The 19,659-nt window shown below is 63.6% G+C and carries 20 protein-coding genes; 6 read left to right on the top strand and 14 right to left on the bottom strand.

The window, feature by feature from the left end:
• Positions 1-4: 4 nt before the first annotated feature.
• Entirely contained in the window at positions 5-3,253 is a 3,249-nt protein-coding gene (locus tag QM596_RS22765; protein WP_283309984.1) for an AfsR/SARP family transcriptional regulator, read from the bottom strand.
• Positions 3,254-3,302: 49 nt separating this feature from the next.
• Between QM596_RS22765 and QM596_RS22770 the strand changes: the two genes are divergently transcribed.
• Complete coding sequence (locus QM596_RS22770) at positions 3,303-4,172, top strand: 1,4-dihydroxy-2-naphthoate polyprenyltransferase (protein ID WP_007728497.1); 870 nt, start codon at positions 3,303-3,305, stop codon at positions 4,170-4,172.
• Between the two features lie 12 nt (positions 4,173-4,184).
• On the opposite strand, the gene QM596_RS22775 is transcribed toward QM596_RS22770, so the two are convergent.
• The 4 genes from QM596_RS22775 to QM596_RS22790 are packed head-to-tail and all read right to left on the bottom strand — an operon-like array spanning position 4,185 to position 6,230.
• Positions 4,185-4,565: a phage holin family protein gene (locus QM596_RS22775; RefSeq protein WP_003941998.1), complete on the bottom strand. Its 381-nt coding sequence runs from the start codon at positions 4,563-4,565 to the stop codon at positions 4,185-4,187.
• Positions 4,566-4,614: 49 nt separating this feature from the next.
• Positions 4,615-5,181 carry a Clp protease N-terminal domain-containing protein gene (locus tag QM596_RS22780; protein ID WP_020906798.1) on the bottom strand — a complete coding sequence of 189 codons (567 nt, stop codon included), beginning with the start codon at positions 5,179-5,181 and terminating at the stop codon, positions 4,615-4,617.
• 5 nt (positions 5,182-5,186) lie between these two features.
• Positions 5,187-5,438, bottom strand: coding sequence for a helix-turn-helix domain-containing protein (locus QM596_RS22785; RefSeq protein WP_003941869.1), 252 nt, complete (start codon positions 5,436-5,438; stop codon positions 5,187-5,189).
• A gap of 54 nt (positions 5,439-5,492) precedes the next feature.
• On the bottom strand, positions 5,493-6,230 hold the full coding sequence (locus QM596_RS22790) for a lysophospholipid acyltransferase family protein (protein ID WP_003941959.1): 738 nt from the start codon (positions 6,228-6,230) through the stop codon (positions 5,493-5,495).
• A gap of 122 nt (positions 6,231-6,352) precedes the next feature.
• On the opposite strand from QM596_RS22790, the gene QM596_RS22795 reads away from it, so the two are divergent.
• On the top strand, positions 6,353-6,976 hold the full coding sequence (locus tag QM596_RS22795) for a GNAT family N-acetyltransferase (protein WP_020968948.1): 624 nt from the start codon (positions 6,353-6,355) through the stop codon (positions 6,974-6,976).
• Here QM596_RS22795 and cds1 read toward each other — a convergent pair.
• Both cds1 and QM596_RS22805 read right to left on the bottom strand, forming a co-directional pair.
• Positions 6,874-7,977 (bottom strand): L-cysteine desulfhydrase Cds1, encoded by a 1,104-nt coding sequence (gene cds1, locus QM596_RS22800; protein ID WP_019744346.1) that lies wholly within the window; start codon positions 7,975-7,977, stop codon positions 6,874-6,876. The genes QM596_RS22795 and cds1 overlap by 103 nt on opposite strands.
• The gene (locus tag QM596_RS22805; protein WP_019744347.1) at positions 7,974-8,360 is read right to left on the bottom strand and encodes a DUF4229 domain-containing protein; all 387 of its coding nucleotides are present in this window, start codon (positions 8,358-8,360) and stop codon (positions 7,974-7,976) included. The genes cds1 and QM596_RS22805 overlap by 4 nt, the downstream gene beginning before the upstream one ends.
• Positions 8,361-8,651: 291 nt before the next feature.
• Here QM596_RS22805 and QM596_RS22810 point away from each other — a divergent pair, with 291 nt between their 5' ends.
• Positions 8,652-8,864 carry a BldC family transcriptional regulator gene (locus QM596_RS22810; RefSeq protein WP_003942029.1) on the top strand — a complete coding sequence of 71 codons (213 nt, stop codon included), beginning with the start codon at positions 8,652-8,654 and terminating at the stop codon, positions 8,862-8,864.
• A 164-nt stretch (positions 8,865-9,028) separates the two neighbouring features.
• Positions 9,029-9,235: a hypothetical protein gene (locus QM596_RS22815; RefSeq protein ID WP_019744349.1), complete on the top strand. Its 207-nt coding sequence runs from the start codon at positions 9,029-9,031 to the stop codon at positions 9,233-9,235.
• A 25-nt stretch (positions 9,236-9,260) separates the two neighbouring features.
• Here the strand turns inward: QM596_RS22815 and QM596_RS22820 are convergent, their stop codons facing one another.
• From QM596_RS22820 to hemL, 7 genes are all read right to left on the bottom strand, one after another.
• On the bottom strand, positions 9,261-10,922 hold the full coding sequence (locus QM596_RS22820) for a MinD/ParA family ATP-binding protein (RefSeq protein ID WP_283309985.1): 1,662 nt from the start codon (positions 10,920-10,922) through the stop codon (positions 9,261-9,263).
• Positions 10,923-11,065: 143 nt separating this feature from the next.
• Positions 11,066-12,028, bottom strand: coding sequence for a c-type cytochrome biogenesis protein CcsB (ccsB, locus tag QM596_RS22825; RefSeq protein ID WP_003941951.1), 963 nt, complete (start codon positions 12,026-12,028; stop codon positions 11,066-11,068).
• Positions 12,025-13,689: a cytochrome c biogenesis protein ResB gene (gene resB / locus QM596_RS22830; protein WP_042453041.1), complete on the bottom strand. Its 1,665-nt coding sequence runs from the start codon at positions 13,687-13,689 to the stop codon at positions 12,025-12,027. Before resB ends, ccsB begins: the two co-directional genes overlap by 4 nt.
• The gene (locus QM596_RS22835; RefSeq protein WP_007735278.1) at positions 13,686-14,534 is read right to left on the bottom strand and encodes a cytochrome c biogenesis CcdA family protein; all 849 of its coding nucleotides are present in this window, start codon (positions 14,532-14,534) and stop codon (positions 13,686-13,688) included. The genes resB and QM596_RS22835 overlap by 4 nt, the downstream gene beginning before the upstream one ends.
• 2 nt (positions 14,535-14,536) lie before the next feature.
• Positions 14,537-15,142: a TlpA disulfide reductase family protein gene (locus tag QM596_RS22840; RefSeq protein ID WP_007735280.1), complete on the bottom strand. Its 606-nt coding sequence runs from the start codon at positions 15,140-15,142 to the stop codon at positions 14,537-14,539.
• The gene (locus QM596_RS22845; RefSeq protein ID WP_003941868.1) at positions 15,139-15,798 is read right to left on the bottom strand and encodes a histidine phosphatase family protein; all 660 of its coding nucleotides are present in this window, start codon (positions 15,796-15,798) and stop codon (positions 15,139-15,141) included. Before QM596_RS22845 ends, QM596_RS22840 begins: the two co-directional genes overlap by 4 nt.
• A 66-nt stretch (positions 15,799-15,864) precedes the next feature.
• Complete coding sequence (gene hemL, locus QM596_RS22850) at positions 15,865-17,190, bottom strand: glutamate-1-semialdehyde 2,1-aminomutase (protein ID WP_037129903.1); 1,326 nt, start codon at positions 17,188-17,190, stop codon at positions 15,865-15,867.
• Between the two features lie 110 nt (positions 17,191-17,300).
• Here hemL and QM596_RS22855 point away from each other — a divergent pair, with 110 nt between their 5' ends.
• Positions 17,301-17,648: a hypothetical protein gene (locus tag QM596_RS22855; RefSeq protein WP_007735283.1), complete on the top strand. Its 348-nt coding sequence runs from the start codon at positions 17,301-17,303 to the stop codon at positions 17,646-17,648.
• 59 nt (positions 17,649-17,707) lie between these two features.
• Complete coding sequence (locus QM596_RS22860; RefSeq protein WP_024487810.1) at positions 17,708-19,639, top strand: acyl-CoA dehydrogenase family protein; 1,932 nt, start codon at positions 17,708-17,710, stop codon at positions 19,637-19,639.
• The last annotated feature ends 20 nt before the right edge of the window (positions 19,640-19,659 follow it).

The following is a 19,659-nucleotide window of genomic DNA, read 5'->3' on the forward strand; positions in this document are numbered from 1 at the left end:
AGCTCTAATCCAGCACCGGTCCGCGAAGCGCAGCCAACACTGCTTCGCGGACCGCTCTGCGTGAGTAGCCCGACACCTTCTCGGTTTCCACAGACCACCTGTCGGCTCCGACTGCACCAACCGCGAAGTCGGAGAGGCGCGCATGGTGGAGCGAGACGAAGTCCTGTCTCCCCGGCATTTTCAACGACAGAGCCATCAGTTCGACCCCTCGATCGATGTTGCCCGTGACAAGATCGAACGACCCGATCGCCGACGCCAAGGAACCCGCGAGCGGCAGGTCCGCATAACCCTTGGGATCGAACTTGAGAGCACTCGAATCCTTCATCTGCAGAACACGATTTGCCACGAGTTCATGTCGGCCGTGAACGACGTGAGCACACACGGCCGCAGCACCGAGCAGAACGACGAAGGGATCACCGAAGATGTTCTCGATCGCAGAGCCCAACAACTCCAGTGCTTCTCGATACCTGGCCAACCCTTCGTCGATTCGGCCGTCGGCGAGATCCGCCTCGGCGATGCTCGCTATGAGCGCCGCGCGCCGTTGATCGGTTTCGATGGCACCGGTCCCACCCGAGTGCGCCAAGGCCGGGCGTGCCCGATCGAGAAGTGTTCGCCCGCCGGCGGTGTCACCGGATGCGATCATTGCTCCGGCTTGAAAGCAGATGAGCTGCATCGCCTCGTCACGTGCACCGAGGCGTTCCATCGACGCCGCCGCAATCGCGTAGAACTCGATGGCCTCGCCATATCGCGCGGATTGGCTGTGGACCGACCCGACATGCTGGGCCGCCATCGCAAGGCCCCACTCGTCACCGGCATTGGTCGCGTAGTCGAACAACGCTTCCCCGTCCAGCAATGCGCCCCGCAGATCCCCGATGTTCTCGCGCATATTCGAACGCGCGGACAGCGCAGCCATTCGGGTCTCGGGGTCGGAACTGCGAACGCCTTCCGCAACCAAACGCGCAAGTCTGTGGTTGGCGATCCCACTCGTGGTCAGCTTGATCAGAAATGCGAACAACGGACCGAGATCATCGCGCTCACGCAACAGCTTTCGAAGACGAACCCGCGCGCGGGCATGGTTTCGATCGGTCTCCGCGAAAAACAGATGCATCGCCACCAGAATGAACGTCGCGCCCACCAATTCTGCATTTACATCGCGTAGATCGTTGTCCGCGGTCGCCCCGACGATCTTCGACGCCCAGTTCGAGACTTCCGAATTCGATCCTCGTACGGCCCACAGAATCGCGAGGACGGGAAAGACGTTGGCTACGGTGACCGCGTCGCCGCGCTCCACGGCCCAGCGAAGAACCGCGAGAAGGTTGTCGTGCTCGGCGTCGAGGTCGGCAATCAGGCGCAGCTGATCCGTGCGTGCACGCACGACGGCGTCCTCGGCGATCGCGATTGCCCAGTCATCCAGGCGCCGGATGACTTCCGGCCCCTCTCCGGACGCGGCGAGTCGCTCCTCGCCGTATTCACGGACCGTCTCGAGCATGTAGTACCGAAGCTCACCCTGACCGTCGCTGACGGAAAGAAGTGACTGATTGACCAGCGCTTCGACGGCGCCGGCCACATCGGTCAACTCGCCCCACCCGGCAACGGCCTGCGCCGAGGAAAGCGTGAAACCTGCCGGGAATCGGCACAACCGACGCAACGCAATCTGATCACCGCTGCCCAACAGATTCCAGCTCCAGTCGATCACTGCGTGCAGAGTTCGATGCCGATCTGGAGACGTCGGATCATCGGAGCGCAACAATGCGAACCGATCTCGCAGTCTCGAACCGATTTCGTCGACGCTCATCGTGCGGACCCGGGCAGCCGCGAGCTCGATCGCCAACGGGAGTCCGTCGAGCGTCGTACACAGCTTGACGACCGCATCGACGTCCAGATGAACGGACGGCCGCACCGCACGGGCTCTCGCCGAGAAGAGTTCGACTGCCGAGCCGGTTCCGTCGTCGATCGCCAACGGCGGCAACGGGTACACCGCCTCGGCACTGATCATGAGCGGCGAACGACTGGTGGTCAGTACCGTCAGCTGACGACCGGCCGCGATCATCTCGGCCACGATCTCCGAACACGCGCCGATCACGTGCTCGCAATTGTCGAGGATGAGCAACATCGGACCGGCGGACAACGCCTCTTTGAGTCGCTCTCGCGCCGAATGCGTCCGGCCGACGGTCAATTTGCCTGGCGCCAGATCGGATTCGCTGATTCCGAGGGTGCCGCCGATGGCCGCGATGACATCTTCACTGCTGCGCAACGACGCCAACTCCACGAGTACCACCGCGACGCCAGGCTGGTTCACGGATCCGCGCAGGCCCAATTCGTGTGCGAGACGGGTTTTTCCGGCGCCACCGGGTCCGAGAATGGTGACCACACGTGAGCGAGCCAGCAAGGATTCGATCTGGTCGATGTCGCTGTCGCGACCGAGCAAGGTGTTGGGGGCAGCGCGTAGACCGATCGCCCGCGCAGCTCGCGGTGTTGCCGCAGGTGCCCCGAGAAGTTCCGCGTTCAGAGCCACCAGTGCGGGTGACGGATCAGCGCCCAGGCGATTGGCGAGGTGGTTGCGGAACTCCGCGAATACTTCGAGTGCCTCGTTGACTCGGCCGGCTCCGGCGAGCGCACGCATCAACGCTTCGGCCGCTGTGTCGTCGAACGGGCTTGCCAGATGGCGTCCGCGCACCAGTGGAATGGCGGCCGCGTACTCCCCCAACGTGAGCAACGCGTCGATCTGCACCGTCTCCAGTTCGTCGTACACGCGGCCTGCGTCGAGCGCCAGACGATCTGCGACGTCGCCGACCACGTCGCTCCCGGGGGTACCGCGCCACAGGCGCAGCGCCGCGGTCGTGACGGCGAGTGCCTCGGACGCGTCGGCGCCGCCGGCGCGCAGACGACGGGCGGCGTCCGCTGCCCGCGCCAGGTCGACACGCTCCCGAGCGAGAGTGAGCCGGTATCCGGCCGCCGTGACTTCGAGCGCCCCGTCCGGAAGTGCAGATCGCAGGCGCGAGACCTGAGTGTGGAGGGCGTTCATCGGTGAGCGCGGCGGCTCCAGCCCCCAGACGTCGTCGATCAGGCTCTGCGCGGTACGGGGCTCACCCGGATTGCGAGCCAGCGCAACCAGCAGAGTTCGAGCTCGCGGACCCGGCAACGGAACCAGACGATCGCCCACTTTGGTCGAAATGGGTCCGAGCAAGGCAATGTCTGCCGGGTCTTCGCCCGACTGCGCGTACCTGGCGCGCTCACTCACGTCTCGAGTCATGTGCTGATCCACCGCGTTCGATCGTATTGCACAGTGCAAAGATCGTTGTATGGCAACAGCTGCTCAATGGATCGAAGGCGCGAGGCCGCGCACACTCCCGAACGCGATTGCGCCCGTGCTGGTCGGCACCGGAGCCGCGGCGTCCCTGGACCTCGCAGTGTGGTGGAAGGCGCTCCTGGCACTGATCGTCTCCTTGGCCTTGATCGTCGGGGTGAATTTCGCGAACGACTACTCCGACGGAATCCGCGGAACGGACGACGACCGCGTCGGGCCACTGCGCTTGGTCGGATCGAAGTTGGTCAGTCCCGGAGCTGTGAAGGCCGCGGCGATCAGCTGCTTCACCGTTGCCGCGGTAGCCGGGTTCGTTCTGGCGGCGACCACAGCCTGGTGGCTGGTTGCGGTCGGCGTGTTCTGCATCATCGGTGCCTGGTTCTACACCGGCGGCAAGAAGCCGTACGGATACAGCGGGTTCGGCGAGATCGCCGTGTTCATCTTCTTCGGACTGATTGCAGTGCTGGGAACTCAGTTCGTACAGGCCGAGCGGGTGGATCTGGCCGGGCTGGCCGGCGCGATTGCCATCGGTTCGTTCTCGAGCGCGGTGCTCGTTGCCAACAATCTTCGAGACATCCCGACCGACACCGAGTCCGGAAAGATCACTCTCGCAGTCCGGCTCGGCGACGCCAGGACCCGCACGCTGCACGTGATCCTGCTGGCCGTCCCGTTCGTCGCGACCCTGCTGCTGATCCTGCGTACTCCGTGGGCATTGCTCGGATTGCTGGCGTTGCCACTGGCAATCCGAGCCAACGCCCCACTGCGTTCGGGCGGGCAGGGTATGGCCCTGATCCCCGCGTTGCGCGACACCGGACTCGCCATGCTCGTCTGGGGTGCCGCGACCGCAGTTGCGCTCAGTCTCGCCTGAAAGTCGACGGACTCAACGGTTGTCCGGGACGAACGCGCTGAGCAGGAAGTTCACGATCGAGATGATCAGCGCGCCCCAGACTGCCGTCCAGAAGCCGTCGACCGTCAAGCCGTAGGACGTTCCGGACGAGATCCACGCCGTCAGCATCAGCATGAGGGCGTTGATCACGAGCGTGAACAATCCGAGAGTCAGGATGAGCAGCGGTAGCGAGAGAAGCTGCACTACCGGCTTGATGAACGCGTTGACCACCGTGAAGATCAAAGCGATCACCGCGATCACGAGAACCGTGCCCCAGGTGCCGTTGTCGTGGTTGGCGATCGTGATGCCGGTGACCCACGCCGACGCCAGCCAGATGGCTATGCCGTTGATGATGAGACGTGCCAGAAATGTCATGTCTGAATGCTGGCACATCCCGCCCCGTGCATGCGGAGCCGTGCCGAATCTAGGCGGCGCGATTCATCTTCGCTTCCAAGCGCTCACGGATCACCGACATCGTGACCTGCGTTTCGAGGGCCTGACGGGTAGGCCCGTCGGCGACACGCAGGATGCCGAGCAGGATGTGTTCGGCACCGATTCGATTGTCCTTGTGCGCGAGCGCTTCACGAAGCGAGAGTTCCAACACCTTCTTGGAGTCCTTCTCGAATCGTGAACGAGGGAACCCAAATCGACTCTTGCGAGAAGTGTCGACGCCGTCCGGCACAGGAGTCTCGTCCAGCACACCTTCGCCGAAGGACTGCTCGAGACTCTCCCGAACCGCATCGAGATCGATGCCGATCGACTTGAGTATCTCGGCGTCGTCGTCGAAATTGTTCGAGCTACCTTCGTTCGATCCGGCGCCGGCGTGGTGGATCACGTCGAGGGAGACACCGGACTCGGTGAGCACCTCGGTGGCGATGCCCCGATCAGAGGTGAGCAGCGCGGTCAGAAGTTCCATCGGCGTGACCGGACCGGATCCGGCGACAGCATCGACAACGACGCCACGAGCCTGTGCGGAGAACCTTTCGAACATGGCAATTACCTGCCCTTCTCGCGCAGTGAACGCAGCATCGATTCCGACTGCGCGGACGCGTATTTCTTGTGGACGGCTTGACGGCTGACCTCGAGAGCTTCCGCGATCGCCTGCCAGGACCATCCGTGACGGCGCGCGTTGGCGACCTGAATGGCCTCGAGTTTTTCGAGTAGACGACGCAGCGCTCGAACAGCACGCAATCCCTCGGTGGGATCCGGGCTACCGGCGGCAGCAGCGAGAGAGGTTGCTTCGGTCATGATGTCAATTTAGGTTGACAACCGAAATCTGTCAACCAAAATTGACAGGCACGCCTAGTATCCGGCGACGGCTCCGTTCACTGCCACCTGCAAGTCGGCCTGCACAGTTCGGGCGATATCCATCGGCTTGTCCGGAAGTTCGGTCACCGGCATTCCGACAAAGACACTCGCAGCCTTGACGTCGCCGGCCACCGGACCGTAATTGATGCCGATCGACACCAGGGCCGGTGAGCAGCCCAACTTCTCGGCGCGCGCGACGATGTGGCCGATTCCGCTGTTGACGTGCTGCAGCCGCGTCGGGTCTTCGGTGTTGCACGTCCCTTCCGGGAAAATCGCCAGACAGTCCCCGTTGCCCAGCCGCTCGGCCGCGACGTCCATCATCACTCGGCCGGCATCCGAAACAGCCCGGAGGCCGTAGTTCTTGCTGCGAAAAACCGGGATGCTGCCCATCATGTCGACCTTCTTGCGCTGTGAAGGATCAACGAAGAGTTCGTCTTTGGCGAGGACCCGGGTCCGTCCGATCACTCGACGCAACGGAGTACGCCACGCGGTCGCCGCGAGCGTGAACTGGTCGCTCTCGGTCAGATGATTGACTGCCACGACCAACTGCGTCTTTCGTTCCAGCAGAGTCTTCAGCGCCGCTTCCGCACCCGGCGCGTACCTCACTCGCGGGCGGTACTTCAGCGCCAATGCGGCATAAGCGAGCTTCGCCACAAATCGGTTCTGCTGATGACTGCGGTAGTACTCGTACACAGCCTCGTAATTGTCGAGTGAAACTTCAGGATTGCCCATGATCCGCCCTCGCTGGAGAAGTGCCCCTTGACCAAACGATACACAACCTACGGTTGCGTAGGTTTGCGTTACAGAAGGCGTAGCGCTGGGAGAAACTCCACTCTCGAGGTAAAACGGTTTCTGTGATCCGCTCGGCCATATCCACCGACCTACCCGCACTGCAACAGATCGAGATCGCCGCGGGCGAACCGTTCCGAGACATCGGGATGGACGCCATCGCAGACGATCCACCGCCGACGCTCGACGAGTTGAACGATTTTCTCGCAGCCGAGCACATCTGGGTTCAGACCGACGCAAACGACGTACCCGTTGCGTACGCGCTCGTCGAGATCGTGGACGGCGGTGCACATATCGAACAGGTCTCCGTTCACCCCGATCATGCCCGCAAAGGCCTCGGAGCTCAGCTGATCGACGCCGTCACCGAATGGGCGGCGGACCACCACCACGATCTCGTGACTCTGACGACGTTCGTCGACGTTCCGTGGAACGCGCCGTACTACGAGCGACTCGGGTTCGTGCGCCTGGCCGAGAACACGCTCTCTCCCGGCCTGATACGCATCAGAACGGACGAGCAGTCGTCCGGGCTGGACGCCTGGCCGCGGGTGACGATGAGCCGCCCGTCACACGGTCCGGCGCCGGCGATTCAGGAACTGGCCGTCCACGCACCCGAACGGACGAACTCGTCCAACACTGCCGTCGGACCGAGCAGGTCGATCCCTTCCGACGCCACCCATTCGTCGTTGTAGTACGTGCCCGAGTAACGCTCTCCGCCGTCGCACAGCAGCGTGACGACGCTGCCGCTGCGCCCGGCTGCCATCATCTCGGCAATCAACGCAAAAGCTCCCCACAGGTTCGTCCCCGTCGAGCCACCTACTTTGCGCCCCAGGGCTGTGCTGGCGTGCCGGGCGGCCGCGATCGAGCCTGCGTCCGGCACCTTGATCATTCGGTCGACCACCTGACCGACAAACGACGGTTCGACGCGCGGACGGCCTATGCCCTCGATCCGGGAACCCCGTGTACCGACGATCGACGGATCGCTCGCTCGCCACGCGTCGAAGAACACGGAGTGCTCCGGATCTACCACGCACAGCCCCGTGTCGAATTTCCGATAGCGAAGAAAGCGGCCGATCGTGGCGCCGGTTCCGCCCGTCCCGGCTCCGACGACCACCCAGTCGGGAATCGGATGTTCCTCGTGCTCGAGCTGAGTGAAGATCGATTCGGCGATGTTGTTGTTTCCACGCCAGTCCGTCGCGCGCTCGGCGTGAGTGAACTGGTCCATGTAGTGACCGTTCAACTCACTCGCGAGCCGATGTGATTCCGAGTAGATCGAGGACGGATCGCTCACGAAATGACAACGTCCACCCTGCGCCTCGATCAGTGCGATCTTGGCGGGACTCGTGCTCGCGGGCATCACCGCGACAAAATCCAGGCCGAGCAACTTCGCGAAATACGCCTCGCTGACAGCCGTCGAACCGGACGACGCTTCGATGACTGTGGTCTCTTCGGTAACCCAGCCGTTGCAGATCGCGTAGAGGAAAAGCGACCGTGCGAGTCGATGCTTGAGACTTCCCGTGATGTGGGTCGACTCGTCCTTCAGATAGAGCTGGACGGTCCAGTTACTCGGCAGCGGATAGCGCAGTAGGTGAGTGTCCGCGCTGCGTTGCGCGTCGGCTTCGATCAGCCGCACCGCGTTGTCGACCCACTGGCGCGAGGTCCGACGGTCGACGTCGAGCGACTCCGTGGTCACCGCCCGTCTCCGCGCAGCTTGGAGCGAAGATCGTCACGATCGGACCGACGCTGGGCGTCGACCGCCGCGATGCCCGCATTGACACGCTTGCGCAGTTTCGCGAAGAGCAGCAGCGACAGCGGCAGCGCGATCAGAACTGCGAACAGTGCCGCGACGATCAAGGGAACGTCGGTGCCGGCGAGCTTTCCGCCACCGATGATGACGGCACCGATCACGACGACAAGCAGCAGCCGAGCGACCGAGTACAGCACCACGTCGCGGGCCAGTTGACCCTTGGTCACCGGCCCGGCAGCCGACTTTGCTTGCCCAGAGTTTGCGGAGGGTTTACTGGCCTTGACCGGCTCAGAAGGAACATTTTCGGGGTTTTCAGACAACTGACTCACCCTCTCAGGTTACCCATTCCGAATACGGGTGGGACTGAGCCCGCTATATCCATTTTGTCCTTTACTTAAACATTACTTTATCTTGAAAGATCGACTACCCGGCTATATCTGTGCAAACATTGCGCTACCACTCAGAAAACGGTCGAATGTGAGCGAAGGACTTCGAAACAAACTCGACGCAGGTTTTTGGCAACTGGTCGACACAACGGTTCGGAACCAAAGTTCGGAATCACTGCTCGGTTCGGAATCACTGTTCGTCAAACGTTCGACATCAACATGGAGGACCTCACAATGAGCGCACCAACCTTCAATACCGCCGCAGACGCACTCATGACGCCCGGACAGGTAGCGGCATTGTTTCATGTCGATCCCAAGACCGTGACCCGCTGGGCACACGCAGGACGACTGGGCTCGCTTCGCACACCAGGAGGACATCGTCGATTCCGTGAGACCGAGGTCATGCAGCTTCTGCGCTCGCTGACCACCGAAGCGGACAACAACTGAGCAACTTTCGCTCACGTCGAAGTACTTGTAGTACCCGACAGATCTTGCAGTACCCGACAGATACAGCACTAGCGCACCGAGCCGAAACGCTTGTCCGCACCACTTCTGGTGAAGCGGGCCGGAGACTGAGTAGGCTCGACTTCAGTTCCCTGAGGAGGTGCGCCGTGTTGTATCTGTTGGCGTTGGTGGGTTTGGTGACATTGATCGTTCTGATGTGGAAGGCGTTCGGGCCCGATCCGTCGACGCGTACCCCGGTGAGCGGCGTACGCGGGCCGGACGACGATCCCGAATTCCTGTGGAATGTGAACCAGCAAACACGACGCAAGCGCACGGAAGGGCCGGACGTACCGCCGACTGACACGTCGACGTAGCGTCCGGGCTCACCCGGCTATCCGATTACCGCCCCGGCAACGCGAACGGGGAGGCCGGAAAGTCCTGCGCAACCACCGCAGCCAACTCCAGCACCGCTTCCCGAGTACCTGGACGCAGCCGGTCCAGATCGATTTCGGCGCCCTCTTCCAAATGCGGATCGAACGGAATCAGTCTCACCGCTCGACAGCGCTGCTCGAAATGCTCGACGACCCGGGGCAGATCAACCTTGCCCGAGCGAGGCCGTACCGCGTTGATGACGGCTACGGACGTGGCGACCAGCCTGCTGTAACCGTGAGCGTCGAGCCAATCAAGTGTCGCGGAGGCGCTACGTGCACCGTCGACGGATCCGGAACTGACGACGATCAACGAATCTGCACCTTCGAGAATGGCCTGCATCGCCGAGTGCATCAATCCGGTGCCGCAGTCGGTCAGAACTATGCTGTAGAACTTCTCGAGCATGTCGACCGTGCGCGTGTAGTCCCCGCCGCTGAAGGCCTCTGAAACTGCTGGATCACTGTCGGATGCAAGCACTTCGAGACGGTGGCGATTCTGCGATGTGTAGCCGCGGACGTCGCTGTACTTCTCGATACTGTTCTCGTCGCGCAACAGGTTTCGCACTGTTGCCGGAGTTTCGAGCGGGATCTTCTGGCTCAGCGTTCCCCGGTCGGGGTTTGCATCGACAGCGACGACGCGATCGCCGCGGATCGAGCCGAACATCGACCCCAGTGTCGCAGTGGTCGTGGTCTTTCCGACGCCACCTTTGAGACTGAGCACCGCAACCTTGTAGCAGCCCTGCAGCGGCTGGTTGATCTGGCGCGTCAACTCGACGAGGTGCTGCTCCTTTGCACCGTTTCCGAGGTTCACCGATCGGCCGGACAACGTGTACAGCGCCTTGCGCCAGCCACCCACCGGGGCAGGCCGGACAGGCCGCTTGACGAGGAGCGCAGCCGAGAGATCTTGCGCAGTCATCGGGAGAGCTGACTCGAAGCGACTGTCCGGAGCCGAGTTGAATCCGGTCTGCGGCATCGGAGCGCGAGTAGGTGGCGCTGTCGGCGGGGCCATCGGCATGGCGTGGCCGTTCTGCAGGGCCTGGCCGTTCTGCACCGGCGCAGCGCCGGGGTGCCCGAACTGCCGAATCACGGGATTGGGCAGATGCACGCCGGGCGCAAAAGGCGCCTGCGGGTGCTGGAGCGGTCTCGCGGATCCATGCGCGGTCGGACTGGGCTGCGAATTCTGGACAGGCAGCGGATTCTGGACAGGCTGCGAATTCTGGGCAGGCTGCGAATTCTGGGCAGGCTGCGGAGCGCCAGTTCGTGAATCCGGAAGCGACCCTCCACGATTCGTAGGTTCGTAGGTCTGCATCGGCATCGCAGGCGAGGTCGAGAACTGGCCGTTGATCGGGCCTGGCTGCGCTGCCGGATACTGGATGACCGGAGTCTTGGGACCTGGCACCGGAGCCGCTGGGGTCGTCGTCGGCGGCGGAGCGGCGGGTGCACTGGGCGCCTGGCCGGCGACTTGCTGGAGCGGCCCGGAGTCGACCGGGGCCACGAAGAGACTACGAACGTCGCTGGGAACCGAGTCCGATGACGGCTCGGGCGCGGATGCGCGCGGCTCGCGCCGCGTCGGCTCGGCAGGGCGCACCGGCTCCCACAATCCTGCTCCGGCGTCTTCAATCTTGTCGGCCATCTCGCCGCTCCCCCTCGTCGATCCCACAGCTACCAGACAGCTAGTAATTCGCCAAGCTGCATCGTAACTGTTGCCCGCCCCTGACGTACCTACCGGTAATACCTACAGACCGGTCGGCAGCCACCCACGGTACCTCGAGAGGATCAGGTGAGTCCCGCGTAGGAGTGCAAGCCGGAGACGACCATGTTGATGATGAAGAGATTGAACAGCATCGCAACAAAACCGGCGATGTTGATCCAGGCGGCCTTCGTCTCCCGCCACCCGGACGTTGCCCTCGCATGCAGGTAGGCCGCGTAGATCACCCAGGCGATGAAGGACATCGTCTCCTTCGGATCCCAACCCCAGAAGCGTCCCCACGCAGCTTCCGCCCAGATGGCACCGAGGATGACGCCGGCGCCGAACAGCGGAAACGCGATGATCGTGCTCTTGTACGCCAAGCGGTCGAGAGTCTGGGCATCGGGCAGTCGCTCTGCGATCCGGCCACCGATGCTCGTGCCTTCGTCACCGGGCGGGAACTTCAGTCGCAGCAGGAACAGAAGGCTCGCGATACCGCCGATCATGAAGATTCCGGAGCCGACGCTGACGATCGTCACGTGAATCGGAAGCCAGTACGAGCGTAGCGCCGGCACCACGGGAGCCGCGTCGGCGTAGAGGACCGTGCCGGCGAGGAACATCAAGATCAGAACCGGCACCAGCAGGAAGACCCACATCGGACGGTACGCCGGTTTGATCAACAGGACGTGCCCGACCAGCAACGACGCCGCACACGCCATCGCCACGAACTCGTACATGTTGCCGAGCGGGAATCGTTCCGTCGCAAATCCGCGGAGCACGATCGACGCGATGATAAGCACCGTTCCGACGACCAGGACAGCTCGGCCCATTCCGCCGAATCGTTCCGAGAGCGACTTGCTCGGAGTCTCCGCGACCCTGCCAGGCACGGACGCGTCGACACCGCCGGCGGAGACCAGTTCCTTGTCCTGGACCGCCTTTGCTCTGGCCGACGCGTACTGCACGATGAGCAGCACAAACGCCAGCACGAGCACGGTGAAGGCGGACTTGAAGGCCCAGTCGCTGTACTGCGCGAGTGTCTCGTTCGTTGTCATCGGGCGTTCTCCTGCGCGTGCGGTTGGTTCACCGCGGTGGTCGGATTGCTTTTCAGCAAGCGGTCGGCGAGGCGGTCGAACTCGTCGCCCCAGCCTGCGTGGTCGGTGCGGGCAAGCCCACCAAGTTCTACTACAGTACGTCGTTCGTCATCTGGATAGATACGTGCCCAGACGCGGCGACGCTTGATCACGAGCGAGACGAGTAGGCCCGCCATCATGGTCAACGCCGAAACCAACACCCACACCTGAGCGGGATCGTGGGAGACCTGCAGGTTCACGAAGTCGACGGCACCATCGAATCGCACCTGGGTTCCGTCGGCAAGCGTCGCGCTCTCCCCCGGAAACAGATTGACTCGATCCTGCTTGACCAGTCGGCCCTGATTGATCAGTTCGGTGTTGAGTTCGAACAGCGATTGCGGGTTACCGGTATCGAGTCCGGTGTCGCCCTTGTAGATGTCGATGGCGACTGCCGGATCGTTCATCGCCGGGTAACTCGACGACAGCAGGTTGCCGTGGAACAGCGCGGTGGGCGCGAACAATCCTTCGATGGCAATCTGATTCTTCCGACGCTCGTCCGCATCGGGATACATGCCGCCCGGCGGGTCGAAGCGCATCGCGCCACTGCTCAGGAACGTCGTGGCGTCGTCCGGACGCCACTGGAGCGTCTCGGTGCGGGTCTCACCGTTCGGGAACGTGACGGTGAATGTCGGCGCATATCCGTGTCCCTGCAGGTACACACGATCGCCGGCGATCCGCAGTGGGTGGTTCACCTGGATGGTCGTGTCCCGCCAGGTATCGGACTCGAGGTCGTCGCCTGCCTGGTACGAGATGTCCGAGGTGAACATCTCGGCCTGACCGGTCTCGAGGTAGTCGGCCTGGAAATTCTTCACACGTACACACAGCGGGGTCATGCCGGTGCCGTCGAGGCTCAGACCGGCGACGAAGGAGTCGAACACTGCCGGCGAGGTCGTGCAGAACCCGGGGCCGTCGTTGGCGATGACGATGCGATTGCCCTCGTAGCCGAACAACTTGCCCGCGGCGATCGCGATCAACAATCCGACCAGCGAGAGGTGGAACACGAGGTTGCCGAACTCGCGGAGGTATCCCTTCTCCGCCGAGATGGTGATCTCGCCTTCGCGTCGTGATTTCGAATCGCCGCGACGCGTTTCGACGCGCCACCCGCGCAGTTCTTTCGACACCCGGGCAGCAAGTTCGTCGGGAGTCTCGCCGTCCACAACGCTCGTGGTGTGGTGCGGCAGGCGAGCAAGATTGCGCGGCGCATTCACCGGACGGGTGCGCAGCGCCTTCGCGTGCTCCACGCAACGCGGCAGGATGCAGCCGACCAGCGAGATGAAGAGCAATGCGTAGATCGCGGTGAACCAGAAACTGCTGAACACGTCGAACAATTCGAGGCGGTCCATCCACGGACCGAGCGTCGGACGCGCGGCGATGTAGTCGGTGACCTTGCCCTCGTTGAGGGTTCGCTGTGGCAGCAGGGCGCCGGGGATCGCAGCGAGCGCGAGGAGGAACAGCAGTACCAGCGCGGTCCGCATCGAGGTGAGCCCGCGCCAGGTGTTGCGCCCGAGTGCAACGACTCGACCGATCACCGACTGCTTCGGCAGCACGGGTTTCGGGTGGTCGTTATTGTCGTCAGCTGTCATATCGGCAGCGTCACCTCCGAGATAAATGCGTCGCGAACCCAGCCGACGAACTGGTCCCACGCGCCGGTGACGAGGGCGATCCCCACTGCCACCAACATGATTCCGCCGAAAATTTGAATGGTGCGTGCATTACGACGCAACCAGCCGACGCCGGTCAGCGCGCGCGCGGATCCCAGCGCCAAGATGATGAACGGCAGGCCGAGTCCGATGCAGTACGCGACGATCAACGTGACACCACGCGCGGCCGTCATCCCGTCGGTTCCCGCCGCTACGGACATCACGCCTGCCAATGTCGGACCGAGGCACGGCGTCCAGCCCAGAGCGAACACTCCCCCGAGCAGCGGCGCACCCACCAGTGACGACACGCGACGCGGTTCGAAACGAACGTCCTTCTGCAGCGCCGGAATCAGCCCGATGAAGACGAGACCCATTGCGATGGTGACGACACCGCCCACTCGCATCAGGACCTCGCGGTTGACGAGCAGCGTGGAGATCACGCCGAATACCGACGCGGTCGCGAGGACGAACACAACGGTGAAGCCCGCGACGAACAGTCCGGCCGCACCGGCCACCCTCAGTCGACTGCTCCGGGTGATCGTCCGCGTCTTCGCTTCTTCGGCGGTGATCGCGGGAGCGTCGGCACCGACGACGCCGGCCAGGTAGGACAGGTAGCCGGGAACGAGCGGCACGACGCACGGTGAAGCGAACGACACCAGACCGGCGAGCACACAGGCGCCGAGGGCGAGCAGAAGCGGACCGGACGACGCCGCGTTCTGAAACGCTTCGCCCACACCGGCACTCAGTGTGTCGCTGCCGGCCAGCAGCGTAGTGGTCGTGGTTGTCATCTTTACTGCGCGTCTTCCTGAGCTACTCGCTGGACGACGGGCAGCAAATCCTCGGCGAGAAGTTCTTGGAGGAACACCGCGGCGACGCGATGCTGGCGGTCCAGGACGATCGTCGTCGGAATGACCGACGTGGGGTAGCCGTCACCGAGGGCGATCAGCGAACGCATCGACGGGTCGTAGATCGACGGGTACGAGACCTTGTTGTCGACCACGAAGTCCTGCGCTTTGTTCTTGGTGTCGTCGCGGACGTTGATGCCGAGGAACTGCACGCCCGAATCCTTGGTCTGCTCGTAGACCTGTTCCAGGTCGTCGGCTTCGGCGCGGCACGGTCCGCACCACTGACCCCAGACGTTGAGAACGACGACCTTGCCCTCGAAGTCCTCGACACCGACCTTCTGACCTTCGTTCATCAGATCGGGCCCGGAGAGCTTGCCGATGGTGCCTCGGTCGGACGGCGGATCGTAGAAGATCTTGGTTTGTCCGCCCGGTGAGACGAAGTCGAAAGTTCCGCCCTGTGCGACGGCGTCGTCGCCGGTCGCGCAGGACGAGAGAAGAAGCATCGCCGACGCAGCGGCTGCGAATGCTGCGGCGATGCGGCGCGAAATCATGCTCCTGTCACTCTCGGGTCGGAGGCGCCGGCAGGTTCGGAGTAGACGATGTCGACCAGGGTGTCGCCTTCGTAGACCAGTGAAGTCAACGAGGCCAGTCCACACTGACGGTGACGGGGGTCGTGCCAGAGACGCTCGCCCTGCAGGAATCGACGCAGTGTCCAGACCGGGAGCTGATGGCTGACGACGACGGCTTCGTGTCCGACTGCCGCGACGCGTGCGGCATTGACGGCTGCGAGCATGCGATGCGCGATCTGCAGGTAGGGCTCGCCCCAGGACGGGGTGAACGGGTCACGCAGTTTCCACCAGTGACGCGGACGCGAGAGCGCACCGTCCCCGACGGCAACCTTGAGACCCTCGAACTCGTTGCCTGCCTCGATCAGGTTTTCGTCCGTGACGATGTCGAGCTTGTGTGCCTCGGCGATCGGAGTCGCGGTCTCTTGCGCCCGCTGCAGCGGCGACGCGACCACGTGGGTGATGTCGTGATCGGCGAGCACCGACGCGACCGCACGAGCCTGAGCTTCGCCCGCCACCGACAACCGGAAGCCCGGGAGCCGTCCGTAGAGGATCCCGCGCGGGTTGTGTACTTCGCCGTGGCGCAGGACGTGGACGATGGTGCGGGTGGACGTGTGGTCGGGGTGATCGGCGTCGGTCACAGTCGAGGGTCCTCGCTGAAGATGATGGATGTCGGAAGCGTGCGGGTGTTCTGGAATGGGAACTGGTCAGGGCTTGACGGCAGCAGCTGCGGCCTTGGCTGCGTGCGGCATGGCGTCGGCGATGATCGAGAAGGCTCGATCGTCGAGTGCTGCGGAGACGAACCACGCTTCGAACGCGCTCGGCGGCGGGTACACGCCGCGGGAGAGCAGTGCGTGGAAGAAGGCGGGGAATCGCCAGGTCTGCGCGGCTTTGGCTTCGTCGTAGTTGGTCACCGTGTTCTCGGTGAAGAACACGCTCACCAAGGTGCCTGCGTACTGCACTCGGTGTTCGACGCCTTCGGCGGTGAGTGCTTGGGTCATGAGGTCGCCGAGGGCGGTCGCGTTCCGGCCGAGCTTGGCGTACACCTCGGCGTCGGCGGCGCGCAGGCTCGCGAGTCCGGCGGCGACGGCTACGGGGTTACCCGAGAGGGTGCCTGCCTGGTAGACGGGACCGTCCGGTGCGAGGTGGCCCATGATGTCGGCGCGGCCGCCGAATGCTGCGGCGGGCAGTCCGCCGCTCATGACCTTGCCGAAGGTGTAGAGGTCGCCTGCGACGTTGTCGATGCCGTACCAACCCGAGGCACTGACGCGGAATCCGGTCATCACCTCGTCCATGATCAGGAGTGCGCCGTGCTCACGGGTGAGACGACGCAGTCCCTCGTTGAAACCGGGAAGCGGTGCGACGGCGCCCATGTTTCCGGCGGCAGCTTCGGTGATGACACACGCGATGGCGCCGGGATTGGCCGCGAAGGCCGCGGCCACCGCGTCGAGATCGTTGTAGCGCACGACGATGGTGTCTTCTGCTTGAGCGCCGGTCACGCCGGGAGAGGTCGGCAGCCCGAACGTCGCGAGGCCGGATCCGGCGTCGGCGAGAAGGGCGTCGACGTGGCCGTGGTAGCAACCGGAGAACTTGACGATCTTGGTCCGCCCGGTGAATCCGCGGGCGAGGCGGACTGCGCTCATCGTGGCTTCGGTTCCGGAGTTGACCAGGCGAACCTTTTCCACGGGCGCGACGCGGGCGACGATTTCCTCGGCGAGAGCGACTTCGCCTTCGGTCGGCGCACCGAAGGAGAGACCGCCGAGCGCGGCTTCGCGAACGGCTTCGACGACTGCCGGGTGAGCGTGCCCGAGAATCATCGGACCCCAGGACGACACCAGGTCGACGTAGTTGTTTCCGTCGACGTCGGTGAGGGTGTAGCCGGATGCTTCGCGAATGAATCGCGGTGTTCCGCCGACCGAACCGAACGCGCGGACGGGCGAGTTGACGCCACCCGGAATCACGTTGCCGGCACGTTCGAAGAGCCGAGCGGAGTTCGTTGCATGCACGTCGGGATCACCGGAAGACACAGTCACGGCTTCCAGTGTCCCAGTTCTGTCGAATCTGACAACGACAGGGTGTAGGACTTCGGTGCTCGAGGCGAGTTTTCCGGTCGAACCGGGCCCCGCGTGAGACGATTCCGGGCATGAAGCGACTGTTGACGACGCTGATGGTCTCGGCTGCGATTCTTCTCACATCGTGTGGTTCGGACGCTTCGAACGACGACAAGGCGACAGTTTCGTCGCCGCCGAGCGCCACCGACTCGGCTCGAACCACCGCGGCGACGAGCACCGACCCCGCGTTTCTCGGCGGGTGTTCGGCGGTGTCCGTCTACGTTCAGCAGCGTGTTCAGAGCGGCGACACGTCGACCCAGACGGCGGGCGCCGACTTCCTGAAGATCGTCGAGAACGACCCTTCGTACCAGGCTATGTCCGAGAGCGAGAAGGAACTCTTCCGCCAAGGAATCGAAGCGGGTGCCGCGGGCTCCTGCTGAATGTGAGGTTGGGATCGAACCGGGTTGCCCGCGGTGCGCTACGCGCTATCGTCGGTTCCATGGCCACCACAGCGGACCACCTCAGGACAACACTCGACGGACGCTGGCGGGAGGTGCGTGAGCGCGTTCGCGGCGAATTGAACGACGAACGTTTTGCTCCGCACTACACACCCAACACCGCCATTGCGCGCTCCAAGGCTCTCGAACAGATGCGGGTCCTCGCCGATCTCGGGTACGCCGCAAACGGTTTCGCCGTCTCTCACGGCGGAACGGGCGACGCGGGTGGCGCCGTCACCAGCATCGAGATGCTCGCGATGTCCGACCTCTCACTGATGGTCAAGGCCGGCGTCCAGTGGGGTCTGTTCGGCGGCGCCATCGAAAACCTCGGCACCGAGCGTCACCACCAGGCGTACGTCAAGCCGCTGATCGATCTGGACCTGCTCGGTTGCTTTGCGATGACCGAGACCGGTCACGGCAGCGACGTCCAGGAACTCGAAACCACGGCGACCTACGACGTCGAGACGGGCGAGTTCGTCGTCAACTCCCCCACTCCGTCCTCTCGCAAGGACTACATCGGCGGCGCTGCCCAGCACGCCACCGTCGCAGCGGTGTTCGCACAGCTGATCACCGGAGGCGAAAGTCAGGGCGTCCACTGCTTTGTCGTGCCGATTCGTGACGACGCCGGCAACGACCTCCCCGGCGTCACGACGTCCGACTGCGGGCTCAAGGGTGGACTGCCCGGAGTCGACAACGGCCGCATCGTCTTCGACCAGGTCCGCATCCCGCGTGAGAATCTACTCAACCGTTACGCCGACGTCGCCGAGGACGGCACGTACAGCTCGGCGATCGAGAACCCGAACCGTCGTTTCTTCACGATGGTCGGCACACTGGTTCGTGGACGTGTCACCGTCGGTGGTTCCGCGGCAGCGGCCGCCCGCGTCGGATTGGCCATCGCCGGTCGATACGCCCTGCAGCGCAGGCAGTTCAGTGCTCCGAAGAGTGACGACGAAGTCCTGATCATGGACTACCTCGTCCACCAGAAGCGTCTGCTGCCGTTGATCGCCCGCTCGTACGCTCTGCAGTTCGCACAGAACGAACTCGTCGCCGCGATGCACGACATCCAGAGCAGCGACGACCCGGATCCGCAGGAGCAGCGCGAACTCGAAGGTCGCGCCGCCGGACTCAAGGCCGCCAACACCTGGCATGCCACTCGGGCCATCCAGGAGGCACGCGAAGCCTGCGGCGGCGCAGGCTATCTCGCCGAGAACCGCCTCACCGCACTCAAGGCGGACACCGACGTCTTCACCACGTTCGAGGGTGACAACCACGTTCTGACGCAGTTGGTCGCAAAAGAACTCCTCACCTCCTACGCCGACGAAGTCCGCGGCATGAGCCCGGTCGACTGGATGCGCTTCGCCGCTACGACGGTCTCCGACGTGGTCAAGAAACGCACGGCAGCGCAGCAGATCCTGCAGACGATCGTCGACACTCGCCAGGACAACGAAGAGGACGGCAGCCTCTTCAATCGCGGCACCCAGATGAAGATGTTCGAAGACCGCGAAGAGTACCTACTCGCCACTGCGGCAAGGCGATTGCAGGCAGCGCAGAAGCGCGAGGAGAACCCGTTCGACGCGTTCAACTTCGTGCAGGACCACGTGCTCAAAGCCGCTCAGGCGCACATCGAGCGCGTCATCCTGGAAGCATTCGTCGCCGGCATCGACTCGTGTGAGGACGAGACCGCAAAGGAACTCTTCGGCGAGGTGTGCGATCTCTACGCACTGTCCGTGATCGAAGAGGACAAGGCCTGGTTCATGGAGCACCGGCATCTGTCGGTGGAGCGTTCGAAGGCCGTGACGCGCGGAATCAACGAGCGTTGCCGCACCCTGCGCCCCCACGTCGAGACACTGATCGACGGGTTCGGCATTCCGGACATCCTGCTGGGGTCCGCGATGCTCGACGGACCGGGCACCGACGCGGTACGGCTGAAGTAAAGGGTTCGGGTGAGGTCGGC

It is taken from the genome of Rhodococcus sp. IEGM 1406, from assembly GCF_030056745.1.
Lineage (GTDB): Bacteria > Actinomycetota > Actinomycetes > Mycobacteriales > Mycobacteriaceae > Rhodococcus_F > Rhodococcus_F erythropolis.